This window comes from Cellvibrio fontiphilus (assembly GCF_042646205.1).
GTDB classification, from domain to species: domain Bacteria; phylum Pseudomonadota; class Gammaproteobacteria; order Pseudomonadales; family Cellvibrionaceae; genus Cellvibrio; species Cellvibrio fontiphilus_A.
On record NZ_JBHRTF010000004.1, the window covers coordinates 161,015 to 181,771 of the forward strand.

At 52.8% G+C, this 20,757-nt stretch carries 19 protein-coding genes; 12 read left to right on the top strand and 7 right to left on the bottom strand.

The features are described 5' to 3' along the window. Window positions 1–3: 3 nt before the first annotated feature. The 7 genes from ACFODX_RS09345 to ACFODX_RS09375 all read left to right on the top strand — a co-directional run bounded on the left by ACFODX_RS09345 (window position 4) and on the right by ACFODX_RS09375 (window position 10,277). Window positions 4–933: a branched-chain amino acid transaminase gene (locus ACFODX_RS09345; RefSeq protein WP_378118390.1), complete on the top strand. Its 930-nt coding sequence runs from the start codon at window positions 4–6 to the stop codon at window positions 931–933. Between the two features lie 140 nt (window positions 934–1,073). Further along, window positions 1,074–2,153, top strand: coding sequence for a lipopolysaccharide heptosyltransferase II (gene waaF, locus ACFODX_RS09350; RefSeq protein ID WP_378118392.1), 1,080 nt, complete (start codon window positions 1,074–1,076; stop codon window positions 2,151–2,153). A gap of 12 nt (window positions 2,154–2,165) precedes the next feature. Continuing rightward, window positions 2,166–4,124, top strand: a complete 1,959-nt coding sequence (gene rfaP / locus ACFODX_RS09355) for a lipopolysaccharide core heptose(I) kinase RfaP (RefSeq protein WP_378118394.1) — start codon at window positions 2,166–2,168, stop codon at window positions 4,122–4,124. Between the two features lie 14 nt (window positions 4,125–4,138). Continuing rightward, window positions 4,139–5,347: an O-antigen ligase family protein gene (locus ACFODX_RS09360; RefSeq protein WP_378118396.1), complete on the top strand. Its 1,209-nt coding sequence runs from the start codon at window positions 4,139–4,141 to the stop codon at window positions 5,345–5,347. Next, a complete protein-coding gene (gene msbA, locus ACFODX_RS09365; protein ID WP_378118398.1) occupies window positions 5,344–7,116 on the top strand; it encodes a lipid A export permease/ATP-binding protein MsbA in 1,773 nt (590 codons plus the stop codon). Before ACFODX_RS09360 ends, msbA begins: the two co-directional genes overlap by 4 nt. Window positions 7,117–7,223: 107 nt before the next feature. Then, window positions 7,224–8,648, top strand: a complete 1,425-nt coding sequence (gene hldE / locus ACFODX_RS09370; RefSeq protein ID WP_378118400.1) for a bifunctional D-glycero-beta-D-manno-heptose-7-phosphate kinase/D-glycero-beta-D-manno-heptose 1-phosphate adenylyltransferase HldE — start codon at window positions 7,224–7,226, stop codon at window positions 8,646–8,648. 84 nt (window positions 8,649–8,732) lie between these two features. Next, window positions 8,733–10,277 carry a methyl-accepting chemotaxis protein gene (locus ACFODX_RS09375; RefSeq protein ID WP_378118402.1) on the top strand — a complete coding sequence of 515 codons (1,545 nt, stop codon included), beginning with the start codon at window positions 8,733–8,735 and terminating at the stop codon, window positions 10,275–10,277. Window positions 10,278–10,403: 126 nt separating this feature from the next. On the opposite strand, the gene ACFODX_RS09380 is transcribed toward ACFODX_RS09375, so the two are convergent. From ACFODX_RS09380 to ACFODX_RS09405, 6 genes are all read right to left on the bottom strand, one after another. Next, window positions 10,404–11,558: an iron-containing alcohol dehydrogenase gene (locus ACFODX_RS09380; RefSeq protein WP_378118404.1), complete on the bottom strand. Its 1,155-nt coding sequence runs from the start codon at window positions 11,556–11,558 to the stop codon at window positions 10,404–10,406. A 42-nt stretch (window positions 11,559–11,600) separates the two neighbouring features. Next, window positions 11,601–11,933 (bottom strand): Rieske (2Fe-2S) protein, encoded by a 333-nt coding sequence (locus ACFODX_RS09385; protein WP_378120075.1) that lies wholly within the window; start codon window positions 11,931–11,933, stop codon window positions 11,601–11,603. A gap of 24 nt (window positions 11,934–11,957) precedes the next feature. Then, the gene (locus ACFODX_RS09390; protein WP_378118406.1) at window positions 11,958–13,001 is read right to left on the bottom strand and encodes a S1C family serine protease; all 1,044 of its coding nucleotides are present in this window, start codon (window positions 12,999–13,001) and stop codon (window positions 11,958–11,960) included. A 36-nt stretch (window positions 13,002–13,037) separates the two neighbouring features. Next, window positions 13,038–13,910, bottom strand: coding sequence for a protease HtpX (gene htpX / locus ACFODX_RS09395; RefSeq protein ID WP_378120078.1), 873 nt, complete (start codon window positions 13,908–13,910; stop codon window positions 13,038–13,040). Window positions 13,911–14,264: 354 nt separating this feature from the next. Beyond that, a complete protein-coding gene (locus ACFODX_RS09400) occupies window positions 14,265–15,059 on the bottom strand; it encodes a Crp/Fnr family transcriptional regulator (protein ID WP_378118409.1) in 795 nt (264 codons plus the stop codon). Window positions 15,060–15,185: 126 nt separating this feature from the next. Continuing rightward, window positions 15,186–15,473, bottom strand: a complete 288-nt coding sequence (locus ACFODX_RS09405; RefSeq protein ID WP_378118411.1) for a TfoX/Sxy family protein — start codon at window positions 15,471–15,473, stop codon at window positions 15,186–15,188. Between the two features lie 228 nt (window positions 15,474–15,701). Between ACFODX_RS09405 and ACFODX_RS09410 the strand changes: the two genes are divergently transcribed. The 4 genes from ACFODX_RS09410 to cysE are packed head-to-tail and all read left to right on the top strand — an operon-like array spanning window position 15,702 to window position 19,377. Beyond that, complete coding sequence (locus tag ACFODX_RS09410; protein WP_378118413.1) at window positions 15,702–16,376, top strand: M15 family metallopeptidase; 675 nt, start codon at window positions 15,702–15,704, stop codon at window positions 16,374–16,376. Between the two features lie 30 nt (window positions 16,377–16,406). After that, window positions 16,407–17,786, top strand: a complete 1,380-nt coding sequence (locus tag ACFODX_RS09415) for an MFS transporter (protein ID WP_378118414.1) — start codon at window positions 16,407–16,409, stop codon at window positions 17,784–17,786. A gap of 56 nt (window positions 17,787–17,842) precedes the next feature. After that, window positions 17,843–18,547, top strand: a complete 705-nt coding sequence (locus ACFODX_RS09420; RefSeq protein ID WP_378118416.1) for an HAD family hydrolase — start codon at window positions 17,843–17,845, stop codon at window positions 18,545–18,547. A gap of 2 nt (window positions 18,548–18,549) precedes the next feature. Beyond that, window positions 18,550–19,377, top strand: coding sequence for a serine O-acetyltransferase (gene cysE / locus ACFODX_RS09425; protein ID WP_378118418.1), 828 nt, complete (start codon window positions 18,550–18,552; stop codon window positions 19,375–19,377). Window positions 19,378–19,400: 23 nt separating this feature from the next. Here cysE and ACFODX_RS09430 read toward each other — a convergent pair whose 3' ends face one another. Next, on the bottom strand, window positions 19,401–19,670 hold the full coding sequence (locus ACFODX_RS09430; RefSeq protein ID WP_378118420.1) for a hypothetical protein: 270 nt from the start codon (window positions 19,668–19,670) through the stop codon (window positions 19,401–19,403). A gap of 203 nt (window positions 19,671–19,873) precedes the next feature. On the opposite strand from ACFODX_RS09430, the gene ACFODX_RS09435 reads away from it, so the two are divergent. Continuing rightward, a complete protein-coding gene (locus tag ACFODX_RS09435) occupies window positions 19,874–20,677 on the top strand; it encodes a hypothetical protein (protein WP_378118422.1) in 804 nt (267 codons plus the stop codon). Window positions 20,678–20,757: the final 80 nt, after the last annotated feature.

Here is a 20,757-nt window from a genome sequence, read left to right on the forward strand (position 1 = left end):
GTTATGTCTTTTGCCGACCGCGACGGCGTTATTTGGCTCGATGGTGAACTGATTCCCTGGCGCGATGCCAAGGTTCACGTACTGACCCACACACTGCACTACGGTATGGGTGTATTTGAAGGCGTGCGCGCCTACAAAAGCGACAGCATGGGCACCAGCATTTTCCGTTTGCAGGAGCATACTGATCGCCTGTTCCGCTCTGCGCACATCATGCGCATGAAAATGCCTTACACCAAAGACCTGGTCAACGAAGCCCACAAAATGGTGGTGCGTGAAAATGGTCTGGCGGAAGCCTACCTGCGCCCTATGGCGTTTTACGGTTCAGAAGGCATGGGGCTGCGCGCCGACAACCTGAAAGTGCATGTTATGGTTGCCGCTTGGCACTGGCCGTCCTACATGTCGCCTGAAGCGCGCGATTTGGGTATTCGTATTCGCACCTCCAGCTACACCCGCCACCATGTAAATATCTCCATGTGTAAAGCGAAAGCGAATGGTCACTACATCAACTCACTGCTGGCGTTGCAAGAAGCGCTGGACAGTGGTTGTGAAGAGGCGCTGCTGTTGGATAACGAAGGTTATGTGGCAGAAGGCAGCGGCGAGAATTTCTTCTTGGTGCGCGATGGCATCATTTATACGCCGGAATTAACTTCCTGTTTGGACGGCATCACCCGCAACACCATTTTCCATTTGGCAGCGGATTGCGGTTATACCATCAAAGAAAAGCGAATTACGCGCGATGAAGTTTACGTGGCCGATGAAGCTTTCTTTACCGGTACTGCTGCAGAAGTATTGCCGATTCGCGAATTGGATGGACGCATTATTGGTGAAGGTCGCCGCGGCCCCATCACCACCCGCCTGCAGGATTTGTATTTCAAATCTGTGCGCGGCGAACTGCCAGAGCACACCAACTGGTTGGCGCCAGTGGCAAAATAATCGCCAACGAAACGGAGCCGCAAGGCTCCGTTATTGTTTTTGTGCCATTGTTTCTGTGTAATTGTTTCTGCTTGATTGTGTTTGCCTGCCGGCTATATCCGCAATAATTTTATCTCTCTGCCAAGATTTGTATCTCGCCTATGACAGAAATCAATTTCCCTGCCGAGCTAAAAAAAATCCAAAAAATATTGGTGATTGGCCCTGCATGGATTGGCGATATGATGATGGCGCAAACGCTGTTTAGATTACTCAAACAACGCAATCCGCAAGTGCAGATTGATGTGCTGGCATCAAACTGGACGCGCCAATTAATTGCCCGCATGCCAGAAGTCAATCGGGTCATTGATATGCCCTTGGGGCATGGTGTATTGGGTTTTGCGCAGCGGCGCGCACTGGGTAAATCACTCATCCCGGAAGCCTACGAACAGGCGATTGTATTGCCCAATTCATTTAAATCCGCACTGATTCCTTTTTTTGCAAAAATCCCACTGCGCACCGGTTGGCGCGGTGAAATGCGTTACGGTTTATTAAATGATTTACGCATTCTGAACAAACAACAATTCCCTCTCATGGTGCAACGCTATGCGGCGCTCGCCTTGCCGAAGGGTGTTCCTGCGCTCAGCGAATTCCCCTATCCGCAGTTACAGGTCAATGTGTCGCAGCGACCACAATTATTAACAAAGTTTGCGTTGCCCCTGACGCGCCCGCTGTTAATAATTTGCCCAGGCGCTGAATACGGCCCGGCCAAACGTTGGCCCGAACATTATTTTGCTGAAGTAGCCGATAAAAAAATTCGCGCGGGGTGGCAAGTCTGGTTGATGGGTTCGGCAAAAGATAATGCCGTTACCGATGCGATTCGCAATTTATTGTTGGATGAGGAGCGCCAGCACTGTTACAACCTGGCGGGAATCACTTCACTAGGTGAAGCCATCGAGTTAATTGCCTGTGCCGATGCGGTATTAAGTAATGACTCAGGTTTGATGCACATTGCTGCCGCATTGCAAAAACCGCTCGCGGTTATTTTTGGTTCTACTTCGCCCGAACACACACCGCCACTGTTTGAGCGAGTGAGTATTATCACCAACAAAATCGAGTGCTCGCCCTGTTTTGAACGCGAGTGCCCCAAGGTGCATCACAAATGCTTGCGCGAATTAATGCCAGAGCAGGTGTTGGCAGCGCTGGATAAGTTGCTAGGCGACGCGATTAATGTCGCTCAATAAACGGAACTTACAATGAAATTAGCTGTGGTGATATTTCGCTATTTTCCGTTTGGCGGCTTGCAGCGCGATATGCTGGCGATTGCACAGGAAGCTCGCCGTCGTGGTCACCAAGTCACTGTTTTTTGCGGTGCCTGGCAAGGAGAAAAAATCCCCGGTATTGATGTGGTGATCATAAACGGCAAAGGTTTTTTAAATGTCGCAGGCGTCAGCCGTTTTGTTAAGGCCTTTCAACAAGAGTTTCAGCGCGATCAATTTGATTTATTGGTCGGTTTTAACAAAATGCCGGGGCTGGATGTCTATTTTTGTGGTGACTCTTGTTTCGCAAAAAAGGCCTATGAAGAGCGCGGTTTTTTTTACCGCTTAACACCGCGAGCCAGGCTTTATCTGAACTATGAAAAAGCGGTTTATTCGCACCTGAGTTCTACCCAAATTCTTGAGATAGCCACGGATGAGCGAGCCGCTTTTGCCAAGTATTACGCCACACCGGTTGAGCGACAATATCTATTGCCTCCCGGCGTGGATCAACGTTTAAAACTGGAAACTGTGCAGCGCGCTGCGGCACGACAAAAAATTCGACAAGAATTGGCACTTGCCGACAATGAAAAATTGATTCTTTGTGTCGGGTCCGGGTTTAAGACCAAAGGGCTGGATAGAAGCATTCGCGCATTTGCTGCATTGCAACAAAAAATGCCCTCTGCAGTATTGGCTGTTGTTGGTAATGGTAATGCGCGTGCGTTTCAGCGGTTGAGTAACCGCCTTGGTGTTGGTAGCAGTGTTAAATTTCTGGGGGGCCGCAATGATATGGCTGCAATTTACGCAGCAGGTGATTTGCTGTTGCATCCAGCCTACAAAGAAGTCGCGGGAAATGTGTTGTTGGAGGCAATGCTTTGTGGTGTGCCGGTATTAGCTACAGCGGTTTGCGGTTATGCACATTACATCGAAACCTATGCATTGGGTGAGTTATTGGACGCACCGGATGATGCCATTGCTGTATCCAACCAAATGGAAAAGGTGCTGGCAACAGATGCACAGCACTGGTTATGCCAGGCAGAGTTTTTTGCCGGTAACAGCGATATTTTTTCGCGCCCCGCGCGTGCTGTTGATCAGATCGAAACAATATTTCATCGAGGGAGCGTCCCTTCAGTGTTGCGACTGGAAGATAATATTGTGCTTTGTGATGAATTAATCACAGCCTGGCAAGGACAAGACATTTTTCAGCTAATGGAAAATATTCAAGGACAAGTTGCACGGGAAATGCCTGATCGCCAAACCCTCAGGTTTGAACTTAGCGGCCGCACCTATTATCGCAAATGGCATCGCGGTGTTGGCTGGTGGGAAATTATCAAAAATATACTGCAGCTTCGTATGCCGGTATTAGGTGCAGACAACGAATGGGAGGCGCTCAATAAATTAAGGGCGCTGAATATTCCCAGCTTGTTGACCGTTGCCTACGGTAAGCGCGGCATTAGCCCGGCGCACCAGCAATCGTTTATTGTGACGCGTGAGCTGGCGGATGTGGTTCAGCTGGATCATTATTTTGAGCAGCATTCAGTGGCGATTAAGCCTCGCCGGCAAATTATTGGCAAGGTTGCGCGGATGGTGCGAGCGCTGCACAACGCAGGCATTAACCATCGCGATCTGTATCTTTGTCATTTTATGCTAAGGCCCGAGTCAGTAGGGGCAGTTACCGGGCCGGATATTTATTTGGTCGATCTGCACCGGGCCCAGTGCAGGGCGCGGGTTCCGCATCGCTGGCGAGTTAAGGATTTGGCGGCGCTTTATTTTTCCACGCTGAATTTGGATTTAAACCTGCGTGATTATTTGTTTTTTTTGCAGTGTTATTTTGATCGGCCATTGCGTGCCATCTTGCGCCAAGACAAACGGCTGCTGGAACAGCTGCAGCGCCGGGCGATAAAAATGTATCGGCGTGATTTCGGTCATGCTCCGGGCGCAATTAAATTTTTCTCATAAGGCACGGTGGTTGGATGTCCTTGGCTTTTTTTACCAACAGTCTTGTGCGGGAGCGGAAAATAGCCTCCTGGAGCAAGGTAGGGTTGTTGGTTTTTATCAGTGCATTTTTATGGGCGCCTTCGCGCGATGGCCTTGAAGCTATTTATGCGCTGGCCTTTTTTATTCCCATGTTGTGTCTGCTTTTGTGGCGCAAACCTTCACCGGGAGAATACGGCGGTCGCTTTACCGGTTTGGCATTATGGTTCGGCGGTTATTCGGCGCTGACAACCCTGTGGGCAGCCCAACCTGACCCGGGCTTTTTCATCTTGCAGTTTGTCATACTGGCTACCTGGCTCTGTGGTTTAGGGTGGATGGCACAACGCGGGCTTATTAATATCGCTGTGGTGATTAAGCTTCTGGTGTTGGTGGGCGCGATAATGTCTGTCGTCAACCTGATAGTTTTCTATTCCCTTCACCCCTTGGTGGATCGGCTGGAGGGATGGAGTGTTACACGTAATCCCAACCATATCGGTGCTACTTATGCAGTACTGTCCTTATTGGCTTACATCGAGTGGTTGCGAGCACCGGATGTTAAACGGAGCAGTTTTTATCTGGTTGGTTTTGCGCTGTTAATGCTGTCGGTACTGGCATCCCAAAGCCGTGCTCCGCTTGTTGGGTTGGTTATCGTGATGCCTGTGGCCGCACTCTTGTATTGCCGAAGTCGCTCCAAGTGGTTAGCTCAAGCTGCCGTTGTGTTGCTCCTTGTGGGTGTTGCTTTTTGGCTGCGCGACATCATTCAGAATCTGCTATTGGGGCGTGGGTTGAGTGTGCGCGATACGATTTGGGTTGATGTTTGGAACCAAGCATTACAACAAAATCCACTCTGGGGTGCCGGCCTGGAGAAAGAAGGGCGAATCACGCTAGCTGATGGCAGCCTGTTTAATCATGCGCACAATGCCTGGTTAGATATGTTCTATCGCACTGGATTGGTGGGGGTGATATTGAACCTGATGTACCTCGGCTATCTTATGCGCCATGCCATGAGCCAGCCACAGCTAAGGCCTTTGGCGCTCTGGCTGGCCTTGGGGTGTATTTATTCATTGTTCGATTCGCGTGGCTTTTTTTGGCAGATTGATCCCAAGTGGTTTTGTATTTGGCTTCCCGCTGGTTTGATAGGAGCCTTGCTGTGTGCCCAAGGTTACCAAGGGGCTAATGCCAGCTTTAAACAGGAAAATAACTCATGACACGCAAGGTTTCCGATATCCCCGAGGTTTCTGCCTGGCGCATATACCAGCGCTTGCTGCGCTATCTCAAACCCTATGTGTTTTGGTTTGCGCTGAGTGTACTGGGTTACATTATTTACGCCGCGGCAAATGTTATGTATTCACACGTGATGGAAAAGCTCGTGGTCGCCATTGAGTCTGAAGATCCCGCCGCGCGGTGGTTGGTGCCTCTGTTAATTGTTGGCGCCACCTTAATGCGCGGTTTAGGCATGTTTATCGGCGGTTACTTTATGGCGAAGGTGGCTTTTAATGTGGTTAATGATTTGCGTGTGCAAGTGTTTAACCACATGACACGTTTGCCTGTTGGGGTGTTTGATGAAAAGCCCAGCGGTCACCTTATTTCTTTAATCACCTACAACATTAACGGCGTGACTGTTGCGGCGACGGATGCCCTTAAAAAAGGAATTCGCGAGGGCGCGACAGTGATAGGTTTGTTGGGCTGGTTGTTTTACCTGGATTGGAAATTAACGCTGCTATTCCTGTCGGTGGCGCCCATCATGGGGTTGCTGGTGACTAAAGTAGCCAAGCGTTTACGTCGCCTGAGTAGCAAGGTGCAGGATTCAGTGGGCGATATTACTCAAGTGTCGAGCGAGATGATCAATGGCTACCAGGTAATGCGCACCTTTGGTGGTGAGGCTTATGAGCAAGATCGTTTTATGCAGGCGAGTAAGAAGAATTACGCCCAGAATATGAAGATTATTGTCACCAGCGCGGCCAATGCGCCGGTAATGCATTTATTGATTGCGGTGGCGATGAGTTTGCTGATTTATGCCGCGCTGAGTTTTATGCAGATGGACAGCACGGCGGCCTTTATTGGCTATATCACCGCGGTAGGTTTGATTGTGACGCCCATTCGCCAACTGGGTGAAGTGGCTCCGATGATTTTAAAAGGTGTCGCGGCGGCGGACAGTGTGTTTACGTTGTTGGATATCAGCCCGGAAAAAGATACTGGCACCTACGAGACGGCGCGCGTAAAAGGTGAAGTGGATTTCAACAATGTCAGTTTTACCTACGCCAATCAGGAGCGTCCGGCACTACAGCGGGTGAGTTTGTCGGTGCGCGCGGGCGAGGTCATTGCGCTGGTAGGTAAGTCGGGCAGTGGCAAGTCTACGTTGGTGAGTTTGCTCAACCGTTTCCATGATATCAATGAGGGCGATGTGTTGATTGATGGCGTTTCAGTGCGCGATTATCGCCTGGACAATTTGCGCAGCCAGATTGCCTTGGTAAACCAAAATGTCACCCTGTTCAACAACAGTGTTGCGGGCAACATCGCCTACGGCAGCCTGCAGCAGGCCACGCCTGAGGCTATCCGTGCTGCGGCTGATGCGGCTTACGCCACCGAGTTTATCGAAAAGCTTCCTGAAGGTTTTGATACGGTCATTGGCGAGTCGGGCGCGCGTTTGTCAGGCGGTCAGCGCCAGCGTTTGGCGATTGCACGAGCCCTGCTAAAAGACGCGCCTATTCTGATTCTGGATGAGGCCACCTCCGCGCTGGACAACGAATCCGAACATTACATCCAAGCGGCTTTGGAGCGGGTAATGAAGGGCCGGACAACTTTTGTCATTGCGCATCGTTTATCGACCATCGAAAAAGCGGATCGCATTATTGTGATGGAGCAGGGCGAGATAGTTGAGCAAGGGACTCATGCGGAACTACTGGCGCGCCATGGGCACTATGCGCGCTTGCATGCAAAAGAGTTCGATGAGTTGGATAGCGGTTTCGCAACTTAGCCAAGCCGCCAACTTGTGTGTAGTAAAGTGGGTTGAGTAGGCCCTTAAGAGTCAGGTAAACAATAGGAGAGGGTGTTCGAATGGACTTAATTCAAGCAGGAAATCCTATGTATATAACCATGCCACCGTTTGAGAAGGCCCGTGTATTGGTAGTGGGCGATGTAATGTTGGATCGCTACTGGCACGGCGTAAGCACACGTATTTCTCCTGAAGCGCCAGTGCCGGTGGTGAATGTGAGCCAGACGGAAGATCGCCTCGGCGGTGCCGCTAATGTGGCGCTCAATATGAGTGCGTTGGGGTGCAAGGTGTCACTGGTGGGCGTGATCGGCAAGGATGAGGCAGGTCAGATTCTGCAGCGCAGTCTGACTGCTGCCGGTATTCATGCGGATTTGCAGGTATCTACCACTAAGCCCACGGTGACTAAACTGCGGGTTATCAGTCGTCATCAACAGCTGCTGCGCATGGATTTTGAAGATAAATATGGCGCTGAAGACAGCAGTGAGTTTGTGGTCAAGGTCGAGCGCTTGTTGGCTGACGCCGATATCATGGTGCTGTCGGATTATGCCAAGGGTAGCCTGCAGGATTGTCAGGCGCTGATTGCGCTGGCGCACCGGTGCGGTGTACCGGTATTGGTTGATCCCAAGGGGCATGACTTTAGTCGTTATCGCAACGCCAATGTGATAACGCCTAACTTTGTGGAGTTTGAAGCGATTGTGGGAAAGTGTGACTCTGAGCGGGAAATCGTGGCGCGCGGTAGTCGCCTGATGGCCGATCTGGATTTGCAAGGTGTGCTGGTGACTCGGGGCGAACAGGGGCTCAGTTTGTTACGCCCTGATAAACCTGAACTACACCTGCCTGCCCGTGGACGTGAGGTATTTGATGTCACTGGTGCGGGTGATACGGTTATTGCCACCTTGGCGGCGGCTCTTGCTGCTGGTCAGACCCTGCCAGAGGCGACGGCGTTGGCGAATATTGCGGCTGGTATTGTCGTAGGCAAGTTAGGTACGGCGAGTGTCAGTGCGGCTGAATTACGACGTGCAATCATCGCTGATCAGGGCGCCCAAAGTGGCGTAGTCACCGAGGAACAACTATTACAGGCGATTGAAGATGCGCGCGCCGCTGGCGAGCGTATTGTTTTTACCAATGGTTGCTTCGATATTATTCATGCCGGCCATGTAGGTTATTTGGAGGAGGCACGTAAACAAGGTGATCGACTGATTGTGGCGGTCAACTCGGATGCATCCATTCGCAAGCTCAAAGGTGAGGGGCGACCCATCAACCCGCTGGATCGACGTATGGCGGTGCTTGCCGGCCTGGAGTCTGTGAATTGGGTGGTACCTTTTAGCGATGACACGCCCGAACGCTTGCTGCGGCGCGTAAAACCGGATGTATTGGTGAAAGGGGGCGATTACAGCGTCGATCAGGTTGTTGGCGCCTCTCTAGTCAAAGCCAATGGTGGTGAGGTGCGGGTGCTGGGGTTAGTAGAAAACTGCTCCACCACGTCCATTGTGAATAAAATCCTGCACCACTGATCAGTGTACTTATTTTCCCCGGGGTGTTATCACTAATCGACTAGACTTCGTAATAAGCAGTCCAGTCATTAGAGGCTAACCCCCGTGAACCATTCAAGCGCCCGCTCTTCACCCTATCAATCGGTACCTGGTCGTGGGCTGGTTGATTTTGTCAGCAACTATCGCCTGCATATCGACGACATCATGCTGTGGGTCACCGCCCTGGCGTGGTTTTTATCCTTTCTCTACGCTTCGGTGCATAACACCTGGATGCTGGCTCTGTTGCTGGGCGGCCTGTTCATGGGGATCAACTGGCTGGCCATCAAACTGCTCAATCACCCGCAGATTACCCCCGCGATTATCGCTGTGGTGTACATGCTGTTTGTATCGCTTCATGTGCATCAATTGAAAGGGATGATTGAGGCCCATTTTGGCTATTTTGTGTTTTTGGCGGCATTGTTTACCTACCTGGATTGGCGCCCACTGGTGTGGGCGGCAGCCGCGGCGGCGGTCTTGCATGTGGTGATTCATATGCTGCAAAACGCCGGTGTACCTATTTACCTCTTCCCTGACCATATGCACTCCTGGTCGATAGTGGCTATGCACGCTTTTTACGTAGTGATTGAAACCGTGGTTTTGGTCATTTTGGTGCGCTTGGCCAGCCGTTTGTTGGTGGTGGCACAAGAGCTGGTGGTAGTCACCGAAACCATGATTGTGGACGATCAACACATTAACCTGAGTGTGCGTTCGCAGGCGCGTAACAATGCCATTCTTGACCATTTGAACTGGTTACTGGAGGCCATAGCAACTGCCGTGCGCTCAGCGCTCAGGGCGCAGCAGGAAGCTGACAATAACCTGGGAGTATTTGCCAGCAATACCGGTGAGCTGGTGAATATTTCTGGTCAGTCGCACCGCAGTGCAGAGGTGATTCGCCAGGAGATGGATCATATGCACGACTCTTTTGTTGCGGTTGCCGCGCAAATACAGCGTGCAGCAGTGCTTACCGATGAGACCGTCAGCGCCCAGCGCGAAGGGCAGGTGGCCGTACAAGCGGCGCGCGATGGGGTTGTTGAGTTGTCGCGCATTCTGGGTGATACCGCGCAGGCTATCGATGCCCTCGCCAATGATTGCGCGGCAATCACCAGCACCTTGGCAGAAATACAAGGTATTGCCGAGCAGACCAACTTGCTGGCGTTGAATGCGGCTATCGAGGCGGCACGGGCCGGTGAGCAGGGGCGGGGCTTTGCTGTGGTTGCCGATGAGGTGCGTGCGCTGGCTCAGCGTACCCAGGTATCCACCGAGAACATTAAACAAATCGTTAATCGGCTGGTGACTGGCTCAAGTGCATCGGTGCAGGCGATGAGTGATAGTCGCCAACGCGTTCTGGCAAATGTTGCTGGCTCCGAGGCGGTAGAGCAGGTCTTCCAGCGAATCGGCTCCTCGGTGACAGAAATTCACCACATTAGCCAGCAGATTGCACGGGCAACCGAAGCCAATACCCAAACCTCCGAGGCAATCACCCGTCAGACCGGTGAATTGGATAGTTTGAGTGCACAAACGGCCGGTATTGTGACGCAGAATCAGCAGATGATTGCGCTCTTGCAGGCCGCCTTCTCCGAGCTGCAACAGGCGCTCACCAAATTTCGCTAGCTGGCTTGGTGCTGCTGGTAACGTGAGGCTGTTGTCGATGAGCCAATGAAAAAGCCCCGCCAGTGCTCTTGGCGGGGCTTTTTCATTTGCGGGTATTACTGCTGATAAGGCTGGCTAGGGTATTGATCAGGCAGCCAACTCCAGAATTTCACGCGAGGCTTGCGGGGTGATTGCGCCGTGCTCCCCCAATGCCACCAGGTCGTGTTTGACCAGCATATCCACCAATTTGGGGATGGAGTCGCGTCCGACACCGTAGCCGCCGAGTGTGGTGGGGGTGCCCATCTGCTCAAAGAAAGCGCGGGTTGCCGCTATTGCAGCGTCGATAACCGCGTTCTCATCAGGCTGCGTCAGGTTCCAGACACGGCGGCCATATTGCACCAGTTTGGCGTGTTTCTTTGCGCGCTGGTGTTGCATTACCGCAGGCAAGACCACGGCGAGGGTTTGCGCATGATCCAAACCGTGCATGGCAGTGAGTTCATGGCCAATCATATGGGTTGCCCAGTCTTGTGGTACGCCCACACCGATCAAGCCGTTGAGCGCCATGGTTGCCGCCCACATTACATTGGCGCGCACCAAATAGTTGTCCGGCTCTTTAAGCGCGCGCGGGCCTTCTTCAATCAAGGTCATCAATAAACCTTCAGCGAAGCGATCTTGTACCTTGGCATCTACCGGGTAGGTCAGGTACTGCTCCATGGTGTGGACAAACGCATCCACTACTCCATTGGCGATCTGGCGCGGCGGTAAGCTGTAAGTTGTGGTGGGGTCGAGAATCGCAAACTGCGGGTAAACCAGCGGGCTGCCAAAGGCAAGTTTTTCCTGGGTAGCCGCCTTGGTGATCACTGAGTTGCCATTGCTCTCGGTGCCGGTTGCCGGCAGTGTGAGTATGCAGCCAATCGGCAAGGCGCTATGGAAGGGCGCGTGTTTGGCCAGTATGTCCCAGGGCTCGCCCTCAAAATTGACTGCCGCGGCAATCAGTTTGGTGCCATCAATCACGCTGCCGCCACCCACAGGCAGTAGGAAATCGATGTTTTCCTGTTTCACTAACTCAACCGCGCGCATCAGGGTTTCGTAGTGGGGATTGGGTTCTATGCCACTGAATTCAAACCAGGTTTTGCCTTCCAGCGCTTTTACCACCTGATCGTAAACGCCGTTTTTCTTGATCGAACCTCCGCCATAGGTGACGAGGATGCGGGCATTGGCAGGAATGAGCTGAGCGATTTCTTTGATTTGGCCTTCGCCAAACACAATTTTAGTCGGGTTGGAAAATGTGAAATTTTGCATTAGTGGTATCTCCAAAGCGCGGGACGCCGGGTCCCAGACAATTTAAGTGGGCGTGAATTTGCTTTCTATGAGCAATTGATTGCCGTTGACAAAACAGGGGACCGGCTGAAGTTTGCGGCCACTGCAGGGGCCAGCAACACACAAGCCGGTATCAATCACAAAAAGTGCGCCGTGATTGGCGCACTGGATCATGCTGCCGCTGGGGTCCAGAAATTGGTCTTTCTCCCATTCCAGCGGTATACCCAAGTGCGGGCATTGGTTGTGGTACACAAAGGGTTTGTGCTGGTGTTTCACCACCAGCAGTTTAAGCGCTCCCAGTTGGAAGCCGCGGCTAGTGCCCTCGGGTAGCTCATCTAATGCACACAGGGGAATCATGTTACTCAAGGTGTTTACCGCGCATTACTGGGGGGCGGTCAGGCGCAGTTTGCGGCTCACCAGCTTGCCATCGCGCATCAGACTCACGGTGACTTGATCGCCGGGTTTGTAATGCTCCAGTGCGCTGAGCAGTTGGTCGTCATTGGTGACCGGGTAATCCTCTATCGCGACTATCACATCGCCCAAGCTGATTTGCCCCCAACTATTGCGTTTGGCGCCCTGAAGGCCGGCTTTTTCCGCTGCCGAGTTGGGCTCAACACGCAAAATCGCCACACCTTGAATACCCAATTGCTGCGCCCAATGGTCTGGTGCTACCGCAATCCCCAGTACTGGCCGAACAATACGGCCGTGTTGAATCAATTCCGGCACCACCTCTTTTACAGTGTTGACCGGAATCGCAAAACCTATGCCGGCACTGGCTCCGCTGGGGCTGTAAATCATCGTGTTAACACCGATCAGCTTGCCTTCGGAGTTGAGCAGCGGGCCGCCCGAGTTACCGGGATTGATGGCGGCATCAGTCTGGATCACATTCGTAATTTTGCGCTGGTTGGGCGATTCAATTTCACGCCCCAAGGCGCTGACTACACCGGTAGTCAGGGTGGCATCCAGCCCAAAAGGATTGCCGATAGCGAGCACCTTGCGGCCCACGCGCAGGTCAGATGAGTCACCCAGTGGGAGTGGTGGCAGTTGCGTGGAGGGCGCTTTGATTTTAAGCACCGCCAAGTCGCGCTCGGGGGCAAGGCCCACTACTTCGGCCGGCCAGTTGGATTGGTCTTGCAAGGTAATCGTAATTTGGCGCGCACCCTCCACCACATGGTAGTTGGTAACTATGTAACCGCGTTTATCCCACACAAAGCCAGTGCCGGAGCCGCGCGGCACAGTGACCAGATCAAACGAGTAGGGGTTGCGTGCCAGTTGTTGATTGGTGACAAACACAACGCTTGGTCGGGCGGCATCAAACACCTCCATACTGTTGCGTTCGTCATCGGTAGAAAAGGCATTAGCGACAGCGCTCAAGGCGCTGGCGCCACTCATGAATCCAAGAAGCAGCCAGCGCCAGAGTGTCATAGTGATATTTCTCTATAGCTTGATAATGCGGGCGACTTAGGCTGCGTCGCGCAGGGCCTGGATACGTGCTTCCAGCGGTGGGTGGCTGGCGAACAGGCTGCGCATACCGCCGCTGATACCAAAGGCGCGCATGCTGCTAGGCATAGCGCTCTCAGCGGCACCACTTTCGGCTTGCAGGCGTTGCAAGGCGCGGATCATAGCGCCGCGATCAGCGAGGGTTGCACCGGCATGGTCGGCGCGGAATTCGCGGTAGCGAGAGAAAGCTGCCACGATCATTGAGGCCAGGATGCCCAGTACAATTTCAGCCACAAAGGTAGCGATCATAAAACCAAAACCGCGGCCATCTTCGTTCTTCAGGAGTACGCGGTCGACCAGGTCGCCAATGATGCGCGCAAAGAACATGACAAAGGTGTTTACCACGCCTTGGATCAGGCTCAGGGTGATCATATCGCCGTTGGCAACGTGACCAATTTCATGGGCGAGTACCGCGCGGACTTCATCGCGCTCAAAGCGTTGCAGCAGGCCAAGGCTCACGGCAACCAGCGCCGCGTTGCGGTTCCAGCCGGTCGCAAAGGCGTTGGATTCCTGTGCGGGGAATACACCAATTTCCGGGGTTTTGATGCCCGCTTTTTGCGACAGCTCAACCACGGTATTAACCAGCCATTGCTCATCGGCATTGCGGGGCTGATCAATCAGTTGCACACCCATGGTTTTTTTCGCCATCCACTTGGAGATAAACAGCGAGATAAACGAGCCAACAAAGCCAAACACGGCGCAAAATACCAGCAGGTTCTGTAAATCCAGACCACCTGCTGAACGATAGCTACCCACACCCAGAAGGCTGAGCACAATGCCGGCTACAACAAGAACCGCAAGGTTGGTTAACAGAAACAGGCCAATACGTAACACGATAGGATCTCCCATAGATAGTTGATGCGCTGGTTTATACGCAGCGTCGAGGGAGTATATGTGTACGGAATGTGATTATTTCAATCGGGATAGGTTAAGAATCGCAAAAATTAGCGGGGATAAAAATGGCCGCCCAAGGGGCGGCCCAAGCAACCGTGTTAGCCAAGAGACTAATGCATGAAACGCACAAGAAGTCCCAAGGGGGGTGAGTGGCTATGGCAATCGACTTGCAGGGCGATTACTAAATCCGCTCAGCTGCCAAGGGGAGAAATTTCCTCGACAGCCAGTTAACAATAATCGTTCTCATTAATAAGGTCAATGGTTTTTGAGAATAATTCTTATCTGTTGGGGCGATCAGCTTTCGCTGCTCTTGAGTTGCAACAGCTGGCCATTCAATTGGTTAATTTTGGCGGCCATCTCTTCAATCAGGCCCATACAGATCTGGGGTTGATGTTCGATCAGGGTAATAAACTCTTCCTTGCGCACGGCAAGCAGGGTGCAATCACTGGTGGCAACCACAGAGGCCATGCGCGGTTGGCGGGTAAATACTGCCAACGCGCCAAATATTTCATTGGCGTGAATCTGGCCCACGGTGACACCATCACAGACGGCATCGGCCGAGCCTTCAAGCAATGTATAAACCCGGTCGGCTGTATCGCCTTGGCGGATAATGATTTCGCCGCTGTGAAAATGCAGGAATCCTGCTGAGGGCTGAAACTCACCGCGCAATTCCTGGCTCATCGCCTGTTCAAAATAGCTGCTGGAGCACACCAGGTAGTGGGTCCAGTTGCGCAGGTATTTGAGGTCATTGTTGGCTTGTTCTACCAGGGCATCGCGTTCATAGGCAAGCAGTTCAACCGGTTGGCTGCAGCTGAACTGGCCTTGGGGTAGGTTCAATGCCCGCGCTAATCCCAGCAGGTCGCCGGCTTCAAAATGCATGACCAGCTTGCCGTGCAGATGGTAATCCACCCGACCCTCCACAAGGCGAAGCAAACGGTTGGGTGCTATATCGACAAAAAGGTCATCGCTGGCAGCGACCTGAAAGGGCGCATCGGCAGGGGCTACTGGTGCGCAAATAAGCTCGGTCAGTGCCGCCAGTTTGGCGGCCAGTTCCGACATTAATTCAGATTGTTTGGTTGAAAGATACATAGGTTCCCCGTGAACAAAACACTCGATAAGGCAAGGTTTTAGTGTAGCCTGTAGGGGAGAAAAAACTGCGTGTAAAACCACATCTATACACAGATGTGGTTTTTTTTGTGTGTGCAGTGCTTGGGTTTAGGCGGTGGCTTGGTTTAGTTCTGCCGAACACTCGGCGGCTTGCACCAAACGCGCTTTGAGATCCGGAGGGATATCATTCCAGTGAATGTCCATCAGTGCGCCTTCAAGGGCATAGAGCATCACTTTGGAAACATGAATATTGCGGGCGCGAATGCGGCGATAGGTTTCAACAGCACCCAGGCGTTGAAGATCAGCATGGGTGTTGATCCCAACGGCACGCAGAATATTGACCGAGGCTACGCCTAAATTTTTTAATTGTAACAACTCACTTTGACAGGCTGTCATACAGTGCGACTCTCCATTCTTGTTGTCAGACCATTATTGTTATCAGGTGATCTTTAAAATTTTCCGTTTACGGCGGGCCTTATCTTACAGGCTTGATTGGGTCGTGCAATTCTTTTTGCCGCAGGCTGAGCAAAAAAAGCGTTATAAATTAACCACTTTTGCATGCGGTTCAACATAAAACCCATATCTGCTGTGGAGTATTCTGGTCATTAAATTATGCAGGTGTTGATGAAACAATTATTACTGGGTTTGGATGAGCGCGAATTAGTGGAACTGCCGCAATTACACTGCCGGGTGCACAGTGCAATTGCAGCACCACTGTTGGCGCTGCAAACACGTGCCGCTGTTGCGGGTTTTGAGTTGCGCATTGCCAGCAGTTATCGCAGCTTTGAGCGCCAGCGTTTGATCTGGAATAACAAAGCGCTGGGGTTGCGCCCGGTGCTGGATAGCCAGGGTGCACCGCTGGATGTGACTTGCATGAGCGAGCGCGAGTTGGTCTTCGCTATTTTGCGATGGTCTGCGCTGCCCGGCGCTTCGCGTCATCACTGGGGAACCGATGTTGATGTTTACGATGGCTCGCGGATGGCGCCCGATTATCAATTGCAGCTGACGGTGGCCGAGACGCAGGGCGATGGTCCTTTTGCGGAATTTCATCGCTGGTTAAACGAAGAATTGCAAACAGAGGGCTGTGATTTTTTTCGCCCCTACGCTGTGGATCGTGGTGGTATTGCGCCTGAACCATGGCATTTAAGTTATGCGCCGCTGGCGAATCAATTGGCGCGGCAATTCAATGAAGAATTGTTGCGCGAGCAATTGCTTGCCACTGATCTGCAATTAAAAACAACGGTGCTGGACAACCTGGCTGAGATTTATCAGCGCTTTATTGCTATCGCTGATGAATGACAACTATTCATAAAAAACGGGGAATATTTTTTGACTGACTCTGGATTAGCTTCGCCGCCTGCATCCAAGCGCGCCATTCGTTCCTGGATGTTATTTGATTGGGCGGCCCAGCCATTTTTTACGGTGGTTATCACCTTTATTTTTGGGCCTTATTTTGTTTCGCGCTTGGCGGAGGATGCAGTTCAAGGGCAGGCAGCCTGGGGTTATACCGTGACGATTGCCGGCGCCATTATCGCGCTGCTGGCACCGGTTTTGGGGGCGGTGGCCGATGCCACCGGCGCACGCAAACGCTGGATTGCTTTTTTTGCGTTGATCAAAATTATCGCCTTGTCGCTGCTCTGGTTTGCGTCGCCCGGCTCTGCGTTATGGCTGCCCATGTTGTGTGTTGTCTGTGCGATGGTCGCCGCTGAATTTTCGATTTTATTTAACGATTCGATGATGCCGCGTTTAATCGCCCCGCAGGACATAGGCCGCGTTTCCAATCTCGCCTGGGGGCTTGGTTATCTCGGTGGTTTGGTGGTGTTGTTCAGTGTATTGCTGCTCCTGGCGGGCAACCCTGACACGGGCAAAACGCTGCTGGGGATTAAGCCCCTGTTTGGCCTTGATGCAACCCAGGGGGAGGATGCGCGCATCACAGGCCCTTACGCCGCACTCTGGTATCTCATTTTTATTGTGCCTATGTTTTTATTTACCCCGGATGCCAGTCGCGGCGTGTCTTTGTCCAGTGCTGTTGGCAGTACCTTGCGCGAATTGAAAGCGACACTGGCCGAGGCCTGGCAGCGCAAAGCCTTGATGCGCTTTTTACTGGCGCGCATGTTGTATCAGGATGGGGTAAATGGCTTGTTGGCCTTGGGCGGCACTTTTGCTGCCAGCATGTTTGGCTGGCAGACGATTGAAATGGGCATCTACGGTATTTTGTTGCTGCTGGTAGCGATTGGCGGTTGCGCCTATGCCGGGCGCCTGGATGCGCAGCTCGGTTCCAAGGTGGTAGTGCTGCTGAGTTTGTTGTGCTTGCTGGTGGCGACTCTGGGCATAGTGTCCACCGGGCCTGGCTATTCGCTGTTTGGTTTATGGTCATTGTCGAATGTTGATAACGGCGGTTTATTTGCAACCGGCGCCGAAAAAATTTATATCGCCTTCGGATTATTAATTGGCATCGCCTTTGGCCCGGTGCAAGCATCGTCGCGCGCCTATTTAGCGCGCAGTGTGGGTGTCGATGAAGCGGGGCGCTATTTTGGGCTCTATGCATTATCTGGTCGTGCCACCGCTTTCTTGGCGCCTATGGCGGTGGCGACATTAACGCTCTACACCGATTCAGCGCGCATAGGTATGGCTGCTTTGTTGGTATTTTTAATTGCCGGTTTGGTCTTGCTAATAAAAATTCCCTACCCGGCACAGCAACAGCATTAATAATGTGGCGGTAAATTTTTTTGTAATAGAAAGTGTTGCAGCAGTGCGAGGTATTCATGCTGGTTATTTTTGATTGTGATGGTGTGTTGGTGGACAGCGAGATTATCTCGGCGCAGGTGTCCGTGGACTGTTTGAAAGAGGTCGGTGTCGAGCGCAGCCTGGACTATATTTTGGAAACTTATCGCGGCAAATCGGTGGCGGATTGTATTCGCATGATCACCGATGAATTGGCCACGGCAGCTGATTGGAACTCTTTAACGGACAGTGAAAAAGCCGAGCGGGGGGCGCAGTTTTGGCGCCATGTGCAATTGCAAACCCTGGTGGTGTGCGAGCAGCAGCTTGAGCCAGTTGCTGGGGTGATGGCGGTGCTGGATGATTTGCGCGCGCAGCAAATTCCGTTTTGTGTGGCCTCCAACGGCAAGCATGAAAAAATGCGTATGACCTTGAACAAAACCGGCATCATGCCTTATGTGCAGGGGCGCGTTTTCAGCTTTGAAGATGTCACCCGCGGCAAACCCGCGCCGGATTTATTTTTACACGCGGCAAAAACGCTCGGCGTTCCGGCCACTGAAGCAATTGTGGTGGAAGATTCGCTTACCGGTATTCAAGCCGCCGTAGCGGCCGGCATGCGTCCCTTGGGTTATTGCCCGCCGAATCACGATGGCAGCGACAATTGTTTGGTGAATGATATGCGCGCGCTGGGTGCGACTGTATTTTTTTCGATGGATGAATTAATGCCATTAATTTTGAAACAGGCTTAAGCATGGTAATGCAATCTGCAGGGGCAATTTTTCCGCCCGATCTGGATGTGTGGCAAGAGATTCGCGCCGAGGCAAAACAGGCGAGCAAAGATGAACCGGTGCTCGCAAGTTTTTATCACGCCACTATTTTGAATCACGCGTCGTTTGCGGCGGCAATCAGTTTTCATCTTGCCAATAAATTGGACAGTCAGGCGCTGCCGGCGATGATGTTGCGCGATGTATTTGCCGAGGCGATGCATGCCGATGCGAGCATCGAGCAGGCGATGCGCGCCGATATTCGCGCTCACCGCGAGCGCGATCCGGCGTGCAATAAATTTTCCATGCCGTTTTTATTTTTTAAGGGCTATCACGCTCTGCAATCCTGGCGCATTGCCCACTGGTTATGGCAGCAAGGGCGCAACGCCCTGGCGCTGTATTTCCAGAATCAAATTTCGGAAGCCTTTGATGTGGACATCCACCCGGGCGCGCGCATAGGTCAGGGCATTATGGTGGACCATGCCACAGGTGTGGTGATTGGTGAAACAACCGTGATAGAAGATGATGTATCCATGCTGCACAGCGTCACGCTGGGTGGCAGTGGCTGTGTCAAAACAGACCGCCACCCTAAAATCCGGCGCGGCGTGTTGATTGGCGTTGGGGCCAAAATTTTAGGCAATATTGAAATTGGTGAGGGCGCAAAAATCGGCGCGGGCAGTGTAGTGCTGGATGCAGTCGCGCCACACACAACCGTAGCCGGAGTGCCGGCCAAACCCATTGGGCGACCTAAAGGTGAATCGCCTGCGCTGGACATGGATCACCGCTTGGGCGATGACCCCTCGTCACTCATTTAGTACTTGCCCGCGTGGCAACCAAGTCAGGCGCTGCGTTTGTCGGGCAGGCTGCTGGTTTCATCGTCGCAGCCATCCATCAACCATTTGAGCACCGACTCGCGGCTTTTGAGCATGGACTCATAGTGCTCGATCAACATGAGATTGGGGCGCGGCTGCAATTTCATCGCCGCAATGCGGTCGGTGAGAAAACTGATGTCCTGCTCCACCTTGATGCGCGCGTTGCCGTGTGGGCTCGTCAGCTGATCGCCGGTGTAGCGGTTGTCCTGCAGTTTTTTGTCAATAAAGGGCAGCATAGCGTTATTACTCCCTGAGTGGTCAGGTTAAAAGTATGGTTGCGCCAACCGCTGGCTGCCAGTGGTCGTTAAGACTAATTGGTTACATTCTGTGCACTGGTTATCGCTGTTGTTAATGCCAATCCCGCTGCGGTTGCACACGTCAGCCTGAACAAAGCGGCAATGCTATTATTGCCTGCATCCCCAGCTACAGGATTCATCCCATGAGCACTCCTGAATACGACATTATTTTTCGCGGCGACATAGTTTTTGGGCATCAGCTGGCTGAGGTAAAACTCAAGCTGCAGCAGCTGTTTAAAGTGGATGCAGCCAAGGTTGACGCACTCTTTACCGGGCGCCCTGTGCCGCTCAAGCGCAAGCTGGATGAGGCCACGGCCAACAAGTACCGCGAGGTGCTGATCAAAGCGGGGGCGCAGGTAGAGGTCTGTGTCAGCGCGCCATCCGCGCCTGCCTCGGCACCATCCCAACAGCCGCCGGTAGCGCGCCCCAGGGTCAATATCGATGCGAGTAGCACTAACGCACCGGCGCCGGTCGCCGCGTCATCACCCAGCCCTGCTCCGTTGGCGCCTGTTTGGTCGATTGCCCCGGCGGGTGCAGATTTATTGCCCGCTGCGCAACGCCCTGCCGCGCCGCCACCGGTAGCGGTGGATATCTCCGGCCTGAGCCTGCGCGCCCAAAGCGGCAATCTGTTGGATGCCAGCGAAGTGGCCCCGCCGCCAATCGCACAGGTCACTGTGCCCAAGCTGGAAGTGGCGGAGTTGGGCGCAACCCTGGCGGATGAAAATCACTTGCCCCTGGCCCAATTAGACATAGAGCTGGATTGGGAAATCGCCGAGGCCGGCGCCGATTTACTGCGCGCCGAAGAGCGGCCGCTGGTGGTGCCAGTCGCGGTAGGGCCGGTCGATTTTGGTTTGGCACCCGCCGGCAGCGATTTGGGGCAGTTAAAACCTAAAGTACAGCCACTAAACCCCGATATCAGCGGTTTGCGTTTGGCCGATCCCTCCTGATTTCATTTCATTGAGGTGCTGCGCGGGGATTTTCAGTGGAACCCCGCCCGCGCCCGCAGGTCAAGATTGTGACCACTTTT

Bases quoted from the DNA above. Each gene is read 5' to 3' on its own strand.
- ACFODX_RS09435 (WP_378118422.1), top strand. From the start codon at position 19,874: ATGAGCACTCCTGAATACGACATTATTTTTCGCGGCGACATAGTTTTT.
- waaF (WP_378118392.1), top strand. From the start codon at position 1,074: ATGACAGAAATCAATTTCCCTGCCGAGCTAAAAAAAATCCAAAAAATA.
- ACFODX_RS09385 (WP_378120075.1), bottom strand. From the start codon at position 11,933: ATGATTCCCCTGTGTGCATTAGATGAGCTACCCGAGGGCACTAGCCGC.
- hldE (WP_378118400.1), top strand. From the start codon at position 7,224: ATGTATATAACCATGCCACCGTTTGAGAAGGCCCGTGTATTGGTAGTG.
- ACFODX_RS09400 (WP_378118409.1), bottom strand. From the start codon at position 15,059: ATGTATCTTTCAACCAAACAATCTGAATTAATGTCGGAACTGGCCGCC.
- cysE (WP_378118418.1), top strand. From the start codon at position 18,550: ATGGTAATGCAATCTGCAGGGGCAATTTTTCCGCCCGATCTGGATGTG.
- ACFODX_RS09420 (WP_378118416.1), top strand. From the start codon at position 17,843: ATGCTGGTTATTTTTGATTGTGATGGTGTGTTGGTGGACAGCGAGATT.
- ACFODX_RS09430 (WP_378118420.1), bottom strand. From the start codon at position 19,670: ATGCTGCCCTTTATTGACAAAAAACTGCAGGACAACCGCTACACCGGC.
- ACFODX_RS09390 (WP_378118406.1), bottom strand. From the start codon at position 13,001: ATGACACTCTGGCGCTGGCTGCTTCTTGGATTCATGAGTGGCGCCAGC.
- ACFODX_RS09360 (WP_378118396.1), top strand. From the start codon at position 4,139: ATGTCCTTGGCTTTTTTTACCAACAGTCTTGTGCGGGAGCGGAAAATA.
- ACFODX_RS09405 (WP_378118411.1), bottom strand. From the start codon at position 15,473: ATGACAGCCTGTCAAAGTGAGTTGTTACAATTAAAAAATTTAGGCGTA.
- ACFODX_RS09410 (WP_378118413.1), top strand. From the start codon at position 15,702: ATGAAACAATTATTACTGGGTTTGGATGAGCGCGAATTAGTGGAACTG.
- msbA (WP_378118398.1), top strand. From the start codon at position 5,344: ATGACACGCAAGGTTTCCGATATCCCCGAGGTTTCTGCCTGGCGCATA.
- ACFODX_RS09380 (WP_378118404.1), bottom strand. From the start codon at position 11,558: ATGCAAAATTTCACATTTTCCAACCCGACTAAAATTGTGTTTGGCGAA.
- ACFODX_RS09345 (WP_378118390.1), top strand. From the start codon at position 4: ATGTCTTTTGCCGACCGCGACGGCGTTATTTGGCTCGATGGTGAACTG.
- rfaP (WP_378118394.1), top strand. From the start codon at position 2,166: ATGAAATTAGCTGTGGTGATATTTCGCTATTTTCCGTTTGGCGGCTTG.